We start from the raw sequence: 16,348 nt of genomic DNA, 5'->3' as shown, positions 1-16,348 counted from the left end.
CCAATCTGGGGATTTTTTATTAGTTTAGAATACCTTCCAGAATGAGGCGGCATGCTCTATTTGAGTTCTTGCACCAGCGTTGGAACAATCACGCCATCCACATTCATTTCAGTCGTATAAATGCCGTTGGCTACATTGAACTTGTTCACATGATAGCTGGAACCATAGATCGAGTCGAAACCATCACCTTTGGTAAAGACTTTCTTGTTGGCGGCCAGATCCAGTAAATGCGTGCCATCAATGAACTGCATATAGGTCTTCGCATCGACACCAACACGTTTGGACATGATCTGTGCAGCGTCTTCTCGAGTCGCCGGATCATTGATGTATTTGACAGTTTTATCCCAAACCTGAATCACCTTTTTCCATTGCTCTTTATTGGCTTCCAGATGGGCTGGATTCACGGTCAAGGTATCGTAGATTAATCCAGGCTTGTCTTTAGAGGTGAAAATAATCTTGGAACCGGCAACAGCAGATAAAGCCTGATTTGCCACCGGCTGCCATACTGCAATCGCATCAATATCGGGAGTGGCAAAAACCTGTGGCAATTCATTGGTCATGGTATTGACCAGTTTGACCTCATTCAGGCCAACTTTGGCATCATCCAGTGCAGTGGACAGTAACAAGTGATCGACCAGACCTTTTTCAGTGGCTACGGTTTTACCGCGCAGATCCTGAATCGAATTAATGCCATTCTTGGCAATAATCACGTCATTTCCAGCTGAATAATCGGTCGCCATGATCATCACGCCCTTGGTCCCGCCAGAGCCAGTGACCAGATTATCACCATTAGTGACCATGACCGCATCCAGCTGGTTGGCAGCAAAAGCTGAAAGTGAGGCTGAATAGTCAAACCATTTAAAATCAGCATTGACTCCAGCTTCCTCTAACCAGCCTTTTTCAATCGCAACTTGCCACGCAACCCAACCCGGCCAGTCGCTATAACCAATCCGGATGGGTTGAGTATTTACAGTACCTTCAGCCTTGGCATTTGGTTCAGGTACTTTAGCGGTATTGTCACAACCGCTTAAAAGGATTGCAGACAGTACGGAAACTGACATCAGTGCTTTTTTGATCATTTTGCGACTTCCCCTATGCATTCACATTTAAATTTGGTATTTGAAAGTTGTTTAGATTTCATAAATTCGCGCCAGCCACCGAAATGACTAATATCTGTTGCATCCTCAAGTGCATAGCCTTCACAGATAAAGCCTTTGACCCAAGTACCATCAATCAGCTTAACATTACCGATCCCCAATGGTGCCGGAACTTCTGCAACAATGTCTCCGAACAGTGCACGCGGAATGTCCCAGACTTCGACTTCAATTGAACAACCTTTCGCGTTGTATTGGAGGCCGGGTTTTGGTGGTGTGGTATTTTTTAAAGCATAGAGTTTGTAATGCGAAGCAGTCCGGGTCTGCTTGATCAGGGTTCCAGCACGTGTGGTCAACTGAAAATTCAGTGGCATACCGGTCAGATGTGCTCCGACGACAGCCAGTTTGACGCTGTGACCCGATGAGATTTCAGTTGTTTTTTCATAAGTAAGTTCAGATGTGCCTAGCTTTAATTGGCTCGCCTGCTGCCATTTTTGCCCGAACTTGGCCAGTGCTTCATCCATCCAGGCTGGCGCAATAAAGGTCACACCCGTTGGAAGACCATCAGCACGAATGCTATTTGGTAATGCCAAAGCCGACAGGTCGGCAAAATTGACAAAATTGGTATAAGCGCCCATGTGGCTGTTTTTTACCAGAGGATCGGCTTCTACTTCTGCAATGCGATAAATGGTGGGTGTAGTAGGCACCATCAAGGCATCATAATCTGCCAGTGTATTTTGAATAACACGGCTCAGGTGGGCACGTTCATATTCATCCTGCATGACATCGACCGCATTGAACCGGTCTGCCTGCGCAATAATCTGGCCAATGACCGGATGGGTCTGCTCGCGTTGCACCATTTTTTCCACGGCACTGGTACGTTCAGCCACCCAAGAGCGGTTATACAAGGCCGCTGCCAGTTGTTGAAATGGAGCAAAATCAATCGGCTCAACCGTATAACCCAAGCTTTGTACACGTGCGATCGCCAGCTGGAATGCTTTTTCAGTTTCAGCATCGCCATAAAATTCGAGTGTATCCGGAATGGCAATTTTCCCTTTTGAAAATTGGCTCGGTTCATTCTGAGGATGCATTCTGGAATAATCATCGCTGGCATCATAGCCTTGCATGACTTGCGCCACCTGCCAGGCATCATCCACCGTTAAGGCAAAAATCGAAATCACATCGATGGTACGACAAGCCGGAATCAGGCCTGTAGTCGAGAACCAGCCTTTGGTTGGTTTGAGTCCGACAATGTTATTATGCCCTGCTGGTACACGTCCTGAACCTGCAGTATCTGTACCCAGTGAAAATGGCACTAATCCGTTTGCGACGACTACACTGGAACCCGAACTCGAGCCGCCACTGATATATTCAGGATTAAAGCTGTTCTTTACCGCGCCGTATGGGGAGCGCACACCAACCAGACCCGTCGCAAACTGATCCAGATTGGTTTTACCCACGACAATCGCGCCGGCAGCTTTTAATTTGGCTACTGCGGTTGCATCGGAAGTTGCCAGATAAGCTACCTCTTTACATGCTGCTGTGGTATAGAACCCTGCAACATCAATATTGTCCTTGACTGCAAATGGCACCCCATAAAGTGGCAAGCTTGCACTATCTGCACCAGTCAATGCATCAATTTGTGCCTGTAATTGTGCTGCTGTTGCAATTGAAATCCAGGCATGATCGTCATTATTCAATCCGGCAACATACTCAATCAGGTCACTAAGCTGGATATTGTTATTCTGGTAGGCGTGTTGCCAGTCCTGTACAGTCCATAAGTTGTGCACAGCTGTTCTCCTTAAGTGTGTTCGGTATTTTGTGGAATGGGTGGCATGACGGCATCCATCAGTTCGAGATGCCCTTTAATCACGCCTTTCAGTGCAATAAATTGTTCGCTTATTTCTTTCAGGTCACTGCTCGCGCCCTGCATCAGCATGACTTGCAGAATTTTTTCATCATCCAGCTGGATATGAAGCGAATTGATCACTTGTGCCAGATACTGCTGCTGCAGATCGACCAGCTGACTGCGCAGCGGTTTCAAGCTGACGTCATAGAGCAAGGTAAGCGTGCCAACCATGACTTCATCGCGAATCACCAGATCATCAATCAGGTGGCGGTTAATCATATCGACAATGGCCTGCGAGCGGCTTTCATAGTGCTGCTCGACAATTTTTTGATCCATCGCATGTAGCGTTGTTTCTGGCACGGTAATACTGATCCGTGCCAATTTTTGTTTAGGCACGATGTTGATCCTTGGGTTGTTGGTATTGTGAAGACTGTTTAATGTGAAAGCCTGCGCGTACGCTGAGCAGCTCAACCAGAAAGTGAAGCCATGGATGCATTTTTTTATTTGATGTCGGATTGTTCATGTGCATCTCCTAGGGATATTACAAAACCAGAATTTCGTATTACTTAGGAAAATGCAGAAAGCGTGCCAGTTTTTAGTTATTTGGATGAGGTGAATAAACTTTTATAAAGGGGCGAAAAAAAGCCCCATAACAGTGAGATAGGGGCTTGTTCTAAAGCAAAAGTAAGTTTTGTATTTCACCGGTTTATTCCATTTTTATTGCTCATGTCCTTGCTATTCTTTTTATACATGAATGGTTAACCGATGTTTGTGATTATGAGTGATCAAGTGTATTACTCTCCTCTATTTATGTTGTATATAAATAAAAGCATAAAGCATGCCACAATATAAAATAGAATAGATTTAAGCAGAATACGTGGAAAATTAATTACATATGTAAAATAAGGCAAAACAACAATGATTTATTTTTTAAGGATGCCTAAAAAATAGGCCATTTTGCACCATTGGGGTTCGATTGTGCATCAAAGTGTGGCTGAGTGATTCAGACCGTTATCTATCTAAGTGTTATTCTTCTAAAATAAAGACCAACTAGATTTGATCAATCACTATTTTATAACTCATTTGAAAATTGATGAATTACTGCTAAATTAGCTCCCATATTTGGGGGCATTTTTATGACAGAAAAATTATATTATTGGGCCGAAAATTTAGAAAATTACAGTTCTAATAATGATATTGAATATGATGAAGTTATTGAAATAAAAAGACTGAATTTTTTTATTGGTAAAAATAATGCGGGTAAAAGTAAATTTCTACGTACATTATTTAAAATGAGAGGTGGTCAATATTTGTATAATTCTACTCAATTTAGAAAATTAAAATCTTTCCATAAAAAAATAGTCTCAAATAAATTTGATCCCCGTTATGAAGAATTTATTAATCTTATGAACGATACTCTCACTGTGCAAAGCTATACTACCGCTTCTCTTGCATTTAAGTCTGTAATGCATTCCTTATATGAAAATGGATTATTAAATCAAATATATTCAAATAACAATATTGATATAGCATTAGATTTATTTCATCAAGAAACAACTAATATTCATAAAATATTTTCAAATATGAAATTCTATATCCCTATTTTAAGAGGTATGCGCCCTGTCACTGAAATAGAAAATAAACAGCCATATATCGAACGTGCTCAAAAAGATTATTTCCCAAATAAAGACAAATTTAATTCTAAAAATATTATTACAGGTGAATGCTTATACCATGAACTTCAAATTCACTTGTTAGGTAAACCAAAACAGCGTGAGTTAATAAAAAATTATGAAGAAAAATTAAGTCAGTATTTTTTTGACAATGAACCCATCACGCTCATTCCATTCATAGGTAAAGATGATAACGGTCATGTCAATGATGTTGTACATATTAAAATTGGAGAAGATGATCAGTTTCCAATTCATAGATTAGGCGATGGTCTTCAGCAAGCAATCATTTTGACATACGAAGCATTTATTAAAAAAGAAGAAATACATGCTTTCTTCATAGAAGAGCCTGAACTACATATGCACGCAGGTATGGTTCGTCAACTGATGAACTTCTACCTAAACGAAACACCTCATTATTATTTCTTTACGACTCATTCCAACCATTTACTTGATATGGCGGATGAGTCTGACCAAGTCATGATTCAGAAGTTTATAAAACAGCCTAAAGAAGAAGACCCTACTAAATTTGATTTTAAAATTTATCATTGTGACCGTGATCGTGACTTACTTGCCTCATTAGGTGTAAGACCTTCTTCTGTATATTTAGCCAATTGCACCATTTGGGTTGAAGGCATTACAGATCGCTTATATATCACTAAATATATGGAAAAATATTTAGCTGAATTAGAGAAATCGAATAAAGAACTCTATAAAAAGTACCGTCGCTTTATGCCGAATTATCACTACACATTTGTAGAGTATGCAGGAAGTAATTTATCTCATTGGTCATTTGATGATGATTATCCCAAAACAAGAGAAGAAAGAATCGAATTTTTAAAACAAGATCGAGGTCAAAGCGCGACTGCTGTTGCAAGTGAAATGCTACTAATTGCAGATGGTGACATACAAAAAAACTCTGAAAAAATAAAATTTTTAAGAAAAGAATTAAATAGAGAAAATCTAATCATTTTAGAGTGTAAAGAGACAGAAAACACTTTACCAAAAGACTCAATCATAAGAGTTGCAAAAGCGAAGTTTCATCGGCTAAAAAATGTAAAACAAAGTTATGATATTTCTTTGATAGACAATATCACTGACGAAAATTATTTCGACAATAGCCAATATGGTATTGGCCGTTTAATTGATGAAATAATTAAAAAGCCTTCATCTTCTACAACTAAGACAGCTTTTGCAGATGGTAATGGTGTTGGTACTATCAAAGATAAATTAAAGTTTTGCCGAGAAATCATCAAAGATTTCGATGAAAATGATAATTGGGAACTTACACCCAAAGCTAAAGCGTTGTGTGAACGAATTTTCAAACATATTCAAAAATGTAATTCTTAAATCTCCCCTAACCCCTCTTTAATAAAGAGGGGGAAATTCCCTCCTTTGCAAAAGGAGGGTTAGGGAGGATTCTTTAAGCCACTGGCGCCAAGGTAAACAATACCTGTCCTGTTTTCACCGTTTGCCCTTTTTCAATAGTAATCGCATCGACACGCATACGCTCAGGCGCAATAATTGGAATCTCAATTTTCATCGCTTCAATGACTGCAAGCGTTGCACCTTCTTCGACAATATCGCCCGACTGACATTCAATTTTCCAAATTGAACCCGGCATATGCGATTCCACCGCACATCCACCTTCAGGCACTTCAACACCTTCGCCATCATCCACAGCATCTAGGCTTTCAGATACATATTCCACAAGCCCTGCTTCATGCCAGCGACGACGTTCAGCATCAAAGTTGGCTTGTTGCACTGCTTTAAAGGCAGCAATCGACTCTTGGTTTTCCGTTAAGAAGTCATTGTATTCTTTCAGGTTGAGTACACCTTCTTCAATGCGTAATTTTAGACGACCGGCTTTAAAGTCTTCACGCATGTGCATCAACTCGGACTCAGACACTTCATAAAACTTAATTTGGTCAAAGAAGCGCAATAACCACGGCATACCTTGCTCAAAATCAGGGTTTTTACGGTAGCGTGACCACATTTGCGAGGTACGACCGACAAACTGATAACCACCCGGACCTTCCATCCCGTACACACACATATACGCACCACCAATACCAACAGCATTCTCAGGTGTCCACGTACGTGCAGGGTTATATTTGGTGGTGACCAAACGCTGACGCGGATCAAGCGGTGTTGCCACAGGTGCACCCAGATACACATCACCCAAGCCCATGACCAAATAACTGGCGTTAAAGACCACATCTTTCACGGCTTGTTTGTCTTTTAAGCCGTTAATACGACGGATAAATTCGATATTGTCCGGACACCACGGTGCATCATGGCGCACGGTTTGCATATAACGTTCTGTTGCAAGCTGAGTTTGTGAATCTTCCCATGCAAGCGGTAAATACACGGTACGTGATGGCACTTGCATCTCGGTTACATCAGGCAGTTGTTCTTCCGCCACTTGAAGCATGCGCAGTAAATCAATCTGATCGAGTTGGGTCGAATCAAAATGAATTTGCAGTGAACGAATGCCCGGTGTTAAATCAATAATGCCTTGAATATTCTGATCTTTGACCCATTGCATCAGCGCATGAATACGGAAACGTAGGTTTAGATCTAAAACTAACTCGCCATATTCCACCAACATATAGTTGTTGCCGGCAGGACGATACACCACATCAGGCGTACCATTTTGACCTTTTAAGGTATCTAAAATAGCAGATTTCAGCGTGCTGATTTCAGGATAGAACGATTCATCAAAAGTCACATCTTGTGTATCATTTGATGCCAATTGTGCATGATATTTTTCATTTAAAAGTTTGGCTTGATGGTAGCTGACAGGCACAAATTTGACTTTATCACCTGCTTTAAGCTGACCGAGTTTCCAAAGCTCAGAATTGATCACCACCGCAGGACACACGAATCCACCTAGGCTTGGACCATCAGGCCCAAGAATAATTGGCATATCACCAGTGAAATCGATCGCCCCAATGGCATAGGCATTGTCATGAATATTGGATGGATGCAGACCCGCTTCACCACCATCCTGACGTGCCCATTCAGGTTTTGGACCAATCAAACGGATACCAGTACGGCTTGAGTTAAAGTGAATTTCAAACTCATTGGCAAAGAAAGTATCAATGTCGTTTTTGGTAAAGAAATCAGGTGCACCATGTGGACCATACATCACCGCAATTTCCCAAGTATTTGAGAATGTTGGGATTTGATCTTCATTTAATGCTTTCACTTCATCGGATGTAAATGCCGTGATTGGAAGCATATCGCCAATCAATAAATTACGCCCTGCATGACCACCAAACTGACCTAAGGTAAAAGTCGCTTGTGAGCCTAAATATTCAGGCACATTCAGACCACCTTTAATGCCGATATAAGTACGGCAACCTGTGGCGATCTTGCCACATTTGAGTACCTGACCTTTGCGCACATTCACAGTCTGCCACATCGGGACAGACACACCATCCAACGTCGATGGCATATCACCACCTGCCAATACAATTTGACTATCACAATGGAATTTTAAGCTTGGGCCTTGCAAGGTACATTCGAGCCCTGCGGTATTTGGTGCATTGCCTAACAGTTGGTTCGCAACATTTAAAGACAGCGGATCAATCGCACCTGATGGCGGTACGCCGACATCCCAATAGCCCAAACGCCCTGTGACATCTTGCACGGCGGTTTGAATGCCGGCTTGTAGCACTTCAATCTTTTGAGTTTTCCATTCAAAGCTATTTAAGAAGCGTGTGGTTTGTGTACCGGCTTTAAATACATCGCAGTCGATAATGTTTTGTAGATATTCAAGGTTGGTTTCGATACCAGCAACTTGCGTTTTAGCGAGTGTGTCGATCATAGCTTGAATCGCCGATTCACGATCATCTGCTGTCACAATAATTTTGGCAATCATCGGGTCATAGAAAGATGAGACGTTTGAACCTGTTTCTACCCAAGTTTCATTACGCGCGTTGGCATCGAACTCAACATGCGTTAAAAGTCCTGCACTTGGTTGGAAGTTTTTGATTGGATCTTCGGCATAAAGACGCACTTGAATTGAATGTCCTTGTGACTCAAGTTTTGATGTTGGTGCAACCCAATCGCCACTGCCTAAAGTCACCATCCATTCCACAAGATCGACACCAAAGACTTGTTCAGTAACGCCATGTTCCACTTGTAGACGGGTATTCACTTCCAAAAAGTAGAATTCTTGTGTGTCAGTATCCATCACAAATTCAACCGTACCTGCCGAACGGTAATTCACCGATTGCATTAATTGAATCGCAACATTTTGGATGTAGGCACGTTGCGTATCGTTTAAGTGTGGTGCAGGCGTTTCCTCAATGACTTTTTGGTTACGACGTTGCACCGAACAATCACGCTCGCCCAGTGCTAGAACTAAACCGTTGCCATCACCAAAGATTTGCACTTCGATATGACGAGCATTTTGTACGAATTTTTCTAAGTAAAGGCCTGCATCTTTAAAGTTGGCTTGCGCTAAATAAGACACGGTTGCATAAGCTTCTTTCAGCTCCTCCGCATTCCACACCAAACGCATGCCAATACCACCACCACCTGCGGTACTTTTCAGCATCACAGGATAGCCAATACGCTCAGCCTCAAGCAGGGCTTCAGCTTCATCAGCCAATAATTGGCTACCTGGCAATAACGGTACATTGGCTTGAATCGCCAATTCACGTGCAGTGTGTTTCAGACCAAATGCTTTCATTTGCTCGGCATTTGGGCCCAAGAACACAATGCCTTGTGCTTCACAGAGATTACAGAATTCGGCATTTTCAGACAGGAATCCATAGCCCGGATGAATCGCTTGCGCACCGGTATATTTGGCCACTTCTAAGATTTTATCGACATTCAGATAGCTTTGGCTTGCAGGTGCATCACCAATAAAGACCGCTTCATCAGCTAAAGTCACATGCAAGGAATCACGATCTGCTTCCGAATACACCGCAACCGATTGGATGCCTAATTTTTTAAGGGTACGGATGACACGACAAGCAATTGCACCACGGTTGGCGATGAGAACTTTATTAAACCCATATTTTAAAGTCATAGTCTTATACCTCGCCTTCACGGACAATCAGTTGAATTTTTGTTGGGTTATAGGCATTACATGGGTTATTCAGTTGTGGGCAGTTTGAGATCAACACAATCAAATCCATCTCAGCTTTAATTTCCACATATTTGCCCGGTGCAGAAATCCCATCATCAAATTTCAGGTGTCCATCTGAAGTCACAGGCACATTCATAAAGAAATTAATGTTGGGGCCAATATGACGCACGTTTAAGCCATGCTTTTTGGCAATCGGATGTTGCGACAGCGCAATCATGAAATTGTTACGGCAACTGTGCATTGGGTATTTGTCATGGGCATAACGCACGGTGTTACTTTCACATGAACATGCACCGCCTAAAGTGTCGTGGCGACCGCAGTTATCATCATGAATAGTGGCGATTTTATTACCAAAGTTGGTATACAGGGTTGAGCCTTTCTCTAAATAAATTTGACGGTTCATCGCCAAAGTATCGGTTGCGCTATAACGCTCTTCAGGGTTATGTGCGGAAATAAACAAAGTATCCACCGCTTGATTACCTTCAAGATCAACAATACGGAAATACTGGCCTTTTTTGACTTCACACATCCATGCTTCACCGGCAGGACAAACTTCGCTAAGTACTGATTTTTCTATATTTACGAGTGCAGTCATGATCATTCCCCTTAAGCAGTTAAAGCGTAGTAGCGGTTATTATTTTGAAACGCACGCTGATTTTGCGGGCATGAGTCACGGCAGACATCGGTGTCGCCTAAAGGCAGTGCTTTAAAGAGTGAGAGCTGAATATCGGCTGGTGCATATTCATTAGAATTGTCGAGTGCATGTGGTGCGCTGGATAAAAACACCAAACAATCCATTTCAAAGCGTAGTTCAATTACTTGGTCGGTATTGTCAGACTTCACATAAGTTAAATTGCCATTGTCATCCGGTTGAACTTTTGAGAATAGATTTAAGGTATTACTCAGATCCGTCGCAGATAAACCAAATTTGGTCATCTCTAAAAGTAGGCTGTCTTTAGCATTGCGGTACATGTCGTTGCGGGCATCCTGGAAGGTCTTCGTGCCAAACTGTGCTCCAATTTGCGGTGCGGTACTTGGCGCACAAAAGGCATCATTCCAACCATGGTCATCTTTAACAATTGAGATCATCGCACGACCTAAATCAGACGCCAAAATGTGCCCTGTACTTAAAAATGCGCTGTGTTGACCTTTTAAGCTGTCTGGCATGTTATAGGCTTCAAGCTTATCTTCGCTATTCACACAAAACAGTGAAACATTGGCATTTGCGCCTAAAGATTTAAGTTGTAAAACTGCGCCACGCTGGATGCGTGCTGACCAGTGGTGTCCACCCGGTAAACGTTCAGTCCAGAGGACTTGATCTTCGTGATAAGTAGTTGTGCTCATATGCATCCATCCCAATCTTGTACGGTTTACCTCCCGGGCTTTTATCCCTCCGTGTAGCTTGAGCTTGAAACTTAAGCCGTGAACTCTCGGTCGCAGACCTACATGAATCTTCATGTATCGGAACCCTAGATCACTTTATGATTGAGTAGATAGATGCAAAGGACGTGCCAATTTAGTAATACTGTTTTTATGTTTCGTAATACTATTATTAGGATTTGACTGATCAATTCAGGTGCAAGACTCTGCAAAAAGCATCAAGATGTACCAAAATAAAAAATCCCAGCTAAGACTGGGATTGTAAAATCTAGAGATGAGAACTCAATCAAACTATTTAAGCTGTAGAGTTATTTACTTAAAATTTCATGCAGCATATTACGTAGCCATTGATGGCTGGTTTTATGATGACAGGACATATGCCAATACTGCTTTACGGAATAGGTCGGGAACGCAATTGGCGCATTAAAGATCTTGAGATTGCCACGTGATAACAGGACTTCACTCAAATAATAAGGCACGGTCGCAATCGCATCGGTTTCCTGTACCACCAGTCCTACCCCGAGATAACTTGGCAGACGCATTAGAATGTCACGCTTGAGTTCCAGATTCAGTAATTCATTTTCAATATGGTAATGCCCCATCCCCGCATCAATATCAATATGGGTTTCACGTAAATACTCTTCGGTCGTGATGCTGTCACCCGTGAGCCGCGGATGGTCTTTTGCCGCGATCACCACATAATATTGTTCAAACAGTTTCTGCTGATAAAAGCCATTCTCCAGATTGGGTAAGAAGCCCAAAGCCAGATCAATCTCGCCATTGGCCATCTGATAACTGGTTTCCGAGGTAATCGGACGCACATTCAGACGGATATGGGATGCATGCTGCTTCAGATATTGTGAAATTTTTGGCAACAGTACCAGATGCGATACATCGGTCATCGCCAGTGTAAAGCGCTGCTGTGAAGTGACCTGATCAAAATTGATCGTGAAATTATTGATTGCTTCAACTTTGCTCAGTGCTTCGCTGACCAAGGGAAAGAGCTGTTTGGATAGATCCGTAGGTAGCATTTCATTGCCAATACGTAAAAATAAAGGATCACTATAATGCTGGCGAATTTTATTCAGCAGATTGCTCACCGCTGGCTGGCTCATATCTAAATGATCGGCTGCCTGAGATACGTTTTTAAATTTATAGACATAATAAAAAATACTGAGCAATTTACAGTCAAGTTCAAACACAGAAATACATTTCCTTTAACTTTCTCATCATTCGGACAGGTCTTTCATCCGCATAAGTCTATTGAGGGTCAGATTAAAATATAACACTTCGCAACTATTTTCAGGATTAAACTCGCTGTAATTTTCCGTAAATAAATACTTTTGCCAGATGAATAAATCCATTAAAAAGTACCTTAGCGTAAAATTTCCAGCCCAGTTTGCTCAGGTCAGTTAAACATTTAAATCGTATGCGATATACTCAGCCACACCCAATAAATGATAAAAATACAGAGAAATCTTATATGTTTCAGGATAAAAAGCTGGTCTGTTTTGATCTGGATGGTACGTTGATTGATTCTGTAGGCATCTGGAATCAGGTCGATGCAGCCCTGATTGATGAGCTCTCCAACAGAAAAGTCGATTTACATGAGATTCAGCAACAACGCGATCTTCAACTTACCGCCATGAGACATAGGCCAGATCCTTATCTGGAATATTGTGGATTTTTAAAAGAACAATACGGTTTTGAACCAGCTAAAGAAGAAGTAAAAAATCGTCGTTATACAATTTCCCGACATTTTCTGGATGATATCGTCGAGTTAAAACCTCGGGCCGACCTCCTGATTCAGGCTTTAAAACAGCAACAGATATCTCTGGCTCTGACCACCACCACCAGTTTATTCAATGTACAGCGCTATCAGGATAACAATCAAAATATTAATTCTAAAATCAGCTTTGATGAGGATTTTGCCTTGATTCTCACCCGTGAAAATGTCCAGAATATTAAACCTCATCCCGAGGTTTACCTGAATGTTTTGCAAGCCTTTAACCTTCGACCAGAGGAATGTCTAATTATTGAAGACTCTTTAGTCGGTGTAGAAGCAGCAAATCATGCGGACATCGAGGTGGTGGCAATTTATGATCAGCACTCCGCTCATGAAATAGATTTGATCAAAGCCAAAGCGAATTATTTTGTCGAAGATTTTGCTGAATTATTAAGTTTCCTCCCATAAAGCATTCCTAAAAAAAGATGTCATGCTTTATCCTTGCACATGACATCTTTGATTTTATCTTGTGCGTAAAATTCTCGCTGACTATTTGGCTTTTTTGTAGACTGAACCTGAACCGACCAGATTTCCGGTTTTCTCATCGATTGCGAAATCGACCATACCTGCACCTGCGTTCAACTGAAGCAGGCCATTTTCGCTCACTGCTGCGGGCATTGGATTCTTTTTCTCGGTTTTACCGGTTTCCTTATCTTTAATAGTATTGGTTATCAGATAATTTTTACCATTTTTGGAAATAACCAGAATATTTTCAAGTTTTGGATTTTCCATGGTGTTTTTCCAGTTGCCCTGATAATCTGGTGCTGGCGTTTCAGGGGTATTACAAGCTGTTAGAAGCACTAATAATGGGATTGCTGAAAAATATTTAAGATATTGCAAAATTGAGACCTTAGATGATAGAACGCGGCCATTATAAAAAGAAGGGACTGTGCCTAAACCATCAACTTGTAGGTGAAGCGTTTCGACCGTAATGAGTTTGTCTAACCTTCGTCATTTTTTTGAAAGTGATCTTCATATTCCATTCATGAACTGGGGTGATAAAAAAATCCTCAATAAACCATCCAAATCTATTGAGGAGTACCAAACTGGATAACTGAGAAACTTGAAATAATTAACTCATCAGCTTCGCCTTAAAGTAACTGAACACTGATTTTACTGCGTGAGTTTTTCCGGTAATTTGCTGATTCCATTCATTTGGCAAAGAACATTTTGCCAGTCTTACCCATACGGTAGAAAACTGTTTCATAAAGCTGGCTTCGTTGTAGTGAATACCATATTCTGCACAGAGTGCTTTGACCTTTGGAGCAACCTCAACATAACGGTTGGCCGGCATATCCGGGAACAGATGATGCTCAATCTGATGGCTCAAATTACCACTCAGTATATGCAACCATTGGGTACCGCTAAAATTGCTCGAACCACGAATCTGACGGACATACCATTCTGCACGGGTTTCCTTATCGGTATTGTCCATTTCAAAGGTTTCGGCATCTTCAGTGAAATGTCCGTTAAAAATAACAGCAGAAGCCCACAGGCTACGGATCACATTGGCAACGGCATTACCGGTAAATACTGGAATGGCATTTGGGCCAGCAATCAGCGGGAAAAATACATAATCTTTTAACACCTGACGGCGCATTTTTTTGCGTAAAGGAGCTGCTTCTTCCCAGACTTCTTTCCAGGTCTTGGTTTTATAGGCAATCACGTCTTCCAGATGCAGGCGCTGCAAGCCAACATACCATTCGAAAAACACCATTAACTGAATGCCCAATGGAATATTGAACAGGAAACGTGGTTCCCATTTTTGGGATTCACTGACTCGAATTAGCCCATAACCCACATCATGATCCATCCCCACAATATTGGTATAGGTATGATGAATATAGTTATGCGTATATTTCCAGTCATCGCCGGTTGAAATCGTATCCCAGTCATACGTCACACCATTCAGACTCGGATCATTCATCCAGTCAAACTGGCCATGCATGACATTGTGGCCGAGTTCCATATTTTCCACGATTTTGGAAAGACCGAGCAGACCTGTCCCAGCCAGCCATACCGGTGGTAACCAGCCAGCAAACATCAGCATGCCACGTGAGGCAATTTCACTATAGCGGACAAAGTTACGGATTTTATAAATATATTCGGCGTCTTTTTCCCCCAGATCATCCATGACCTCGCGGCGGATTGCATCGACTTTGGCACCAAATTCCTCAATCTGTTCAGGACTGAGAAATTGGCTTTTGCTATGTCGTTTAAAATCAATTTGCATATTCATGGGAGCACCTTCTTATAGTTTAATTAATGGCTTATCAATAGGTTATAGATTAATCACCACAGGACTCACTGCCTGGGAAATGCACAGTTTGATCTGGGTATTGTTGCCATGATCAACTTCACCGGTCAGGACGTTGCGTACCGAACCACTGACTTTGGTACAGGAACAGGTGTTGCAGATTCCCATCCGGCAGCCATATGCAGGACGCAGGCCTGATTTTTCAGCACTTTCCAGTAAAGTAGCCTGGGCCTGAAACTCTTGCTGCGATCTTAAAAACTGTACCGGCTGCGCCTTAATTTTCTCATCGACTGCAATCTGGAAATATTCTGAATGAAAATTGGCTTTCAAATCCAGTTTATCGATGATTCTCAGTGCAGCTTTCATCATCCCGGCAGAGCCACAGGCATAAATTTTTCGCTCTGCCAAATCTGGCACTAGCTTTTGTAATAAGCCTTGGGTTAGATGCTGTTGGTGTTCCAGCGTATTGAAATGGTGATATTTCAAGTTTTGATGCATTAAAGCCAAGGTTTTCAACTCCGCATGAAAAGCATCATCTCGAGTGAAATAAACTAGGTCAATCTGTTCCAGAGAATGAATGACCGCTTTTTGTAGCAAGGAATAAATTGCGGTAATACCACTGCCTGAAGCCAGAAATAAAATCGGCTGGGTGGATTTTTGCAATGTGAACTCGCCTTGGGGCTGAGATATTTCGACCACCGCACCAATTTGCATCAGGCTTAAGGCACGTGAAACTTTCCCCTGCTGTTTTACTGCAATAATCAGATCGCCATTTTTTAATACCGTCACTACTGAATAATGTCGCTGATGACGTACACCATCGAGCCTGATGGTCACTGCAATATTCTGGCCGGCCTGAAATGACTTGATGTTAAAATTATGATTCGGACGTAAATGAATCTTGAAAAAGTCAGGGCTGATAGCTTGAATACTCATAACAGCAGCTTTAACTTTTTTAATTGCCCAAGTTGGATGGATTTTTTCACCAATAAAATCAATGAAATCTTCCCGTATCCAATGCGGCTGATAGGTTGGCATGCTTGTCATTTTTATCCCCTTATCCGCAGACAGTTTCATTAATGTACAACTGTCTAATTATTATATTGTTCAGGATAAAGAATTCTCATGCTCAGACCATGTCAATACAGGTCAAATTATGTGCTCAACCCCCACAATATAGCTTTTTGTCTAACAATATTCGCTAAAAG

The 16,348-nt window shown here is 41.7% G+C and carries 13 protein-coding genes and 1 riboswitch; of the genes, 2 read left to right on the top strand and 11 right to left on the bottom strand.

Annotated elements, in window-relative coordinates:
- Positions 1 to 56: 56 nt before the first annotated feature.
- From ACO1B7_RS14375 to ACO1B7_RS14360, 4 genes are read right to left on the bottom strand one after another with little or no spacing between them, the layout of a single operon-like run.
- Positions 57 to 1,079, bottom strand: coding sequence for an ABC transporter substrate-binding protein (locus ACO1B7_RS14375; RefSeq protein ID WP_044110883.1), 1,023 nt, complete (start codon positions 1,077 to 1,079; stop codon positions 57 to 59).
- The gene (gene atzF / locus ACO1B7_RS14370; protein WP_423090285.1) at positions 1,076 to 2,884 is read right to left on the bottom strand and encodes an allophanate hydrolase; all 1,809 of its coding nucleotides are present in this window, start codon (positions 2,882 to 2,884) and stop codon (positions 1,076 to 1,078) included. The genes ACO1B7_RS14375 and atzF overlap by 4 nt, the downstream gene beginning before the upstream one ends.
- Positions 2,885 to 2,895: 11 nt before the next feature.
- On the bottom strand, positions 2,896 to 3,339 hold the full coding sequence (locus ACO1B7_RS14365; RefSeq protein ID WP_004280384.1) for a CopG family ribbon-helix-helix protein: 444 nt from the start codon (positions 3,337 to 3,339) through the stop codon (positions 2,896 to 2,898).
- Positions 3,332 to 3,466: a hypothetical protein gene (locus ACO1B7_RS14360; RefSeq protein WP_257220109.1), complete on the bottom strand. Its 135-nt coding sequence runs from the start codon at positions 3,464 to 3,466 to the stop codon at positions 3,332 to 3,334. The genes ACO1B7_RS14365 and ACO1B7_RS14360 overlap by 8 nt, the downstream gene beginning before the upstream one ends.
- Before the next feature lie 613 nt (positions 3,467 to 4,079).
- On the opposite strand from ACO1B7_RS14360, the gene ACO1B7_RS14355 reads away from it, so the two are divergent.
- Positions 4,080 to 5,963, top strand: coding sequence for an AAA family ATPase (locus tag ACO1B7_RS14355; RefSeq protein ID WP_423090284.1), 1,884 nt, complete (start codon positions 4,080 to 4,082; stop codon positions 5,961 to 5,963).
- 73 nt (positions 5,964 to 6,036) lie between these two features.
- Here ACO1B7_RS14355 and uca read toward each other — a convergent pair whose 3' ends face one another.
- From uca to ACO1B7_RS14335, 4 genes are all read right to left on the bottom strand, one after another.
- Complete coding sequence (uca, locus tag ACO1B7_RS14350) at positions 6,037 to 9,657, bottom strand: urea carboxylase (protein ID WP_423090283.1); 3,621 nt, start codon at positions 9,655 to 9,657, stop codon at positions 6,037 to 6,039.
- Between the two features lie 4 nt (positions 9,658 to 9,661).
- Positions 9,662 to 10,312 (bottom strand): urea amidolyase associated protein UAAP2, encoded by a 651-nt coding sequence (locus tag ACO1B7_RS14345; RefSeq protein WP_423090282.1) that lies wholly within the window; start codon positions 10,310 to 10,312, stop codon positions 9,662 to 9,664.
- Positions 10,313 to 10,323: 11 nt separating this feature from the next.
- The gene (locus ACO1B7_RS14340; RefSeq protein WP_180049364.1) at positions 10,324 to 11,061 is read right to left on the bottom strand and encodes an urea amidolyase associated protein UAAP1; all 738 of its coding nucleotides are present in this window, start codon (positions 11,059 to 11,061) and stop codon (positions 10,324 to 10,326) included.
- A gap of 28 nt (positions 11,062 to 11,089) precedes the next feature.
- Positions 11,090 to 11,201, bottom strand: a riboswitch (guanidine-I (ykkC/yxkD leader).
- 204 nt (positions 11,202 to 11,405) lie between these two features.
- Positions 11,406 to 12,299, bottom strand: coding sequence for a LysR family transcriptional regulator (locus ACO1B7_RS14335; RefSeq protein WP_423090281.1), 894 nt, complete (start codon positions 12,297 to 12,299; stop codon positions 11,406 to 11,408).
- Positions 12,300 to 12,580: 281 nt separating this feature from the next.
- On the opposite strand from ACO1B7_RS14335, the gene ACO1B7_RS14330 reads away from it, so the two are divergent.
- A complete protein-coding gene (locus ACO1B7_RS14330) occupies positions 12,581 to 13,291 on the top strand; it encodes an HAD family hydrolase (RefSeq protein WP_191730750.1) in 711 nt (236 codons plus the stop codon).
- 81 nt (positions 13,292 to 13,372) lie between these two features.
- Here ACO1B7_RS14330 and ACO1B7_RS14325 read toward each other — a convergent pair whose 3' ends face one another.
- From ACO1B7_RS14325 to ACO1B7_RS14315, 3 genes are all read right to left on the bottom strand, one after another.
- Entirely contained in the window at positions 13,373 to 13,723 is a 351-nt protein-coding gene (locus tag ACO1B7_RS14325) for a hypothetical protein (protein ID WP_064096729.1), read from the bottom strand.
- A gap of 232 nt (positions 13,724 to 13,955) precedes the next feature.
- On the bottom strand, positions 13,956 to 15,122 hold the full coding sequence (locus ACO1B7_RS14320; RefSeq protein ID WP_064096728.1) for a fatty acid desaturase family protein: 1,167 nt from the start codon (positions 15,120 to 15,122) through the stop codon (positions 13,956 to 13,958).
- A 42-nt stretch (positions 15,123 to 15,164) separates the two neighbouring features.
- A complete protein-coding gene (locus ACO1B7_RS14315) occupies positions 15,165 to 16,187 on the bottom strand; it encodes a flavin reductase family protein (RefSeq protein WP_064096727.1) in 1,023 nt (340 codons plus the stop codon).
- Between the last annotated feature and the right edge of the window lie 161 nt (positions 16,188 to 16,348).

Source organism: Acinetobacter lwoffii (assembly GCF_049367455.1).
Lineage (GTDB): Bacteria > Pseudomonadota > Gammaproteobacteria > Pseudomonadales > Moraxellaceae > Acinetobacter > Acinetobacter lwoffii_W.
The sequence above is the reverse complement of the archived record's forward strand: the minus strand, read 5'-3'. Positions and strand labels throughout refer to the sequence as shown.

Coding starts and splice junctions, on each gene's coding strand:
- ACO1B7_RS14375 (WP_044110883.1), bottom strand. CDS start 1,079: ATGATCAAAAAAGCACTGATGTCAGTTTCCGTACTGTCTGCAATCCTT.
- ACO1B7_RS14360 (WP_257220109.1), bottom strand. CDS start 3,466: ATGAACAATCCGACATCAAATAAAAAAATGCATCCATGGCTTCACTTT.
- ACO1B7_RS14355 (WP_423090284.1), top strand. CDS start 4,080: ATGACAGAAAAATTATATTATTGGGCCGAAAATTTAGAAAATTACAGT.
- uca (WP_423090283.1), bottom strand. CDS start 9,657: ATGACTTTAAAATATGGGTTTAATAAAGTTCTCATCGCCAACCGTGGT.
- ACO1B7_RS14345 (WP_423090282.1), bottom strand. CDS start 10,312: ATGACTGCACTCGTAAATATAGAAAAATCAGTACTTAGCGAAGTTTGT.
- ACO1B7_RS14340 (WP_180049364.1), bottom strand. CDS start 11,061: ATGAGCACAACTACTTATCACGAAGATCAAGTCCTCTGGACTGAACGT.
- ACO1B7_RS14330 (WP_191730750.1), top strand. CDS start 12,581: ATGTTTCAGGATAAAAAGCTGGTCTGTTTTGATCTGGATGGTACGTTG.
- ACO1B7_RS14320 (WP_064096728.1), bottom strand. CDS start 15,122: ATGAATATGCAAATTGATTTTAAACGACATAGCAAAAGCCAATTTCTC.
- ACO1B7_RS14315 (WP_064096727.1), bottom strand. CDS start 16,187: ATGACAAGCATGCCAACCTATCAGCCGCATTGGATACGGGAAGATTTC.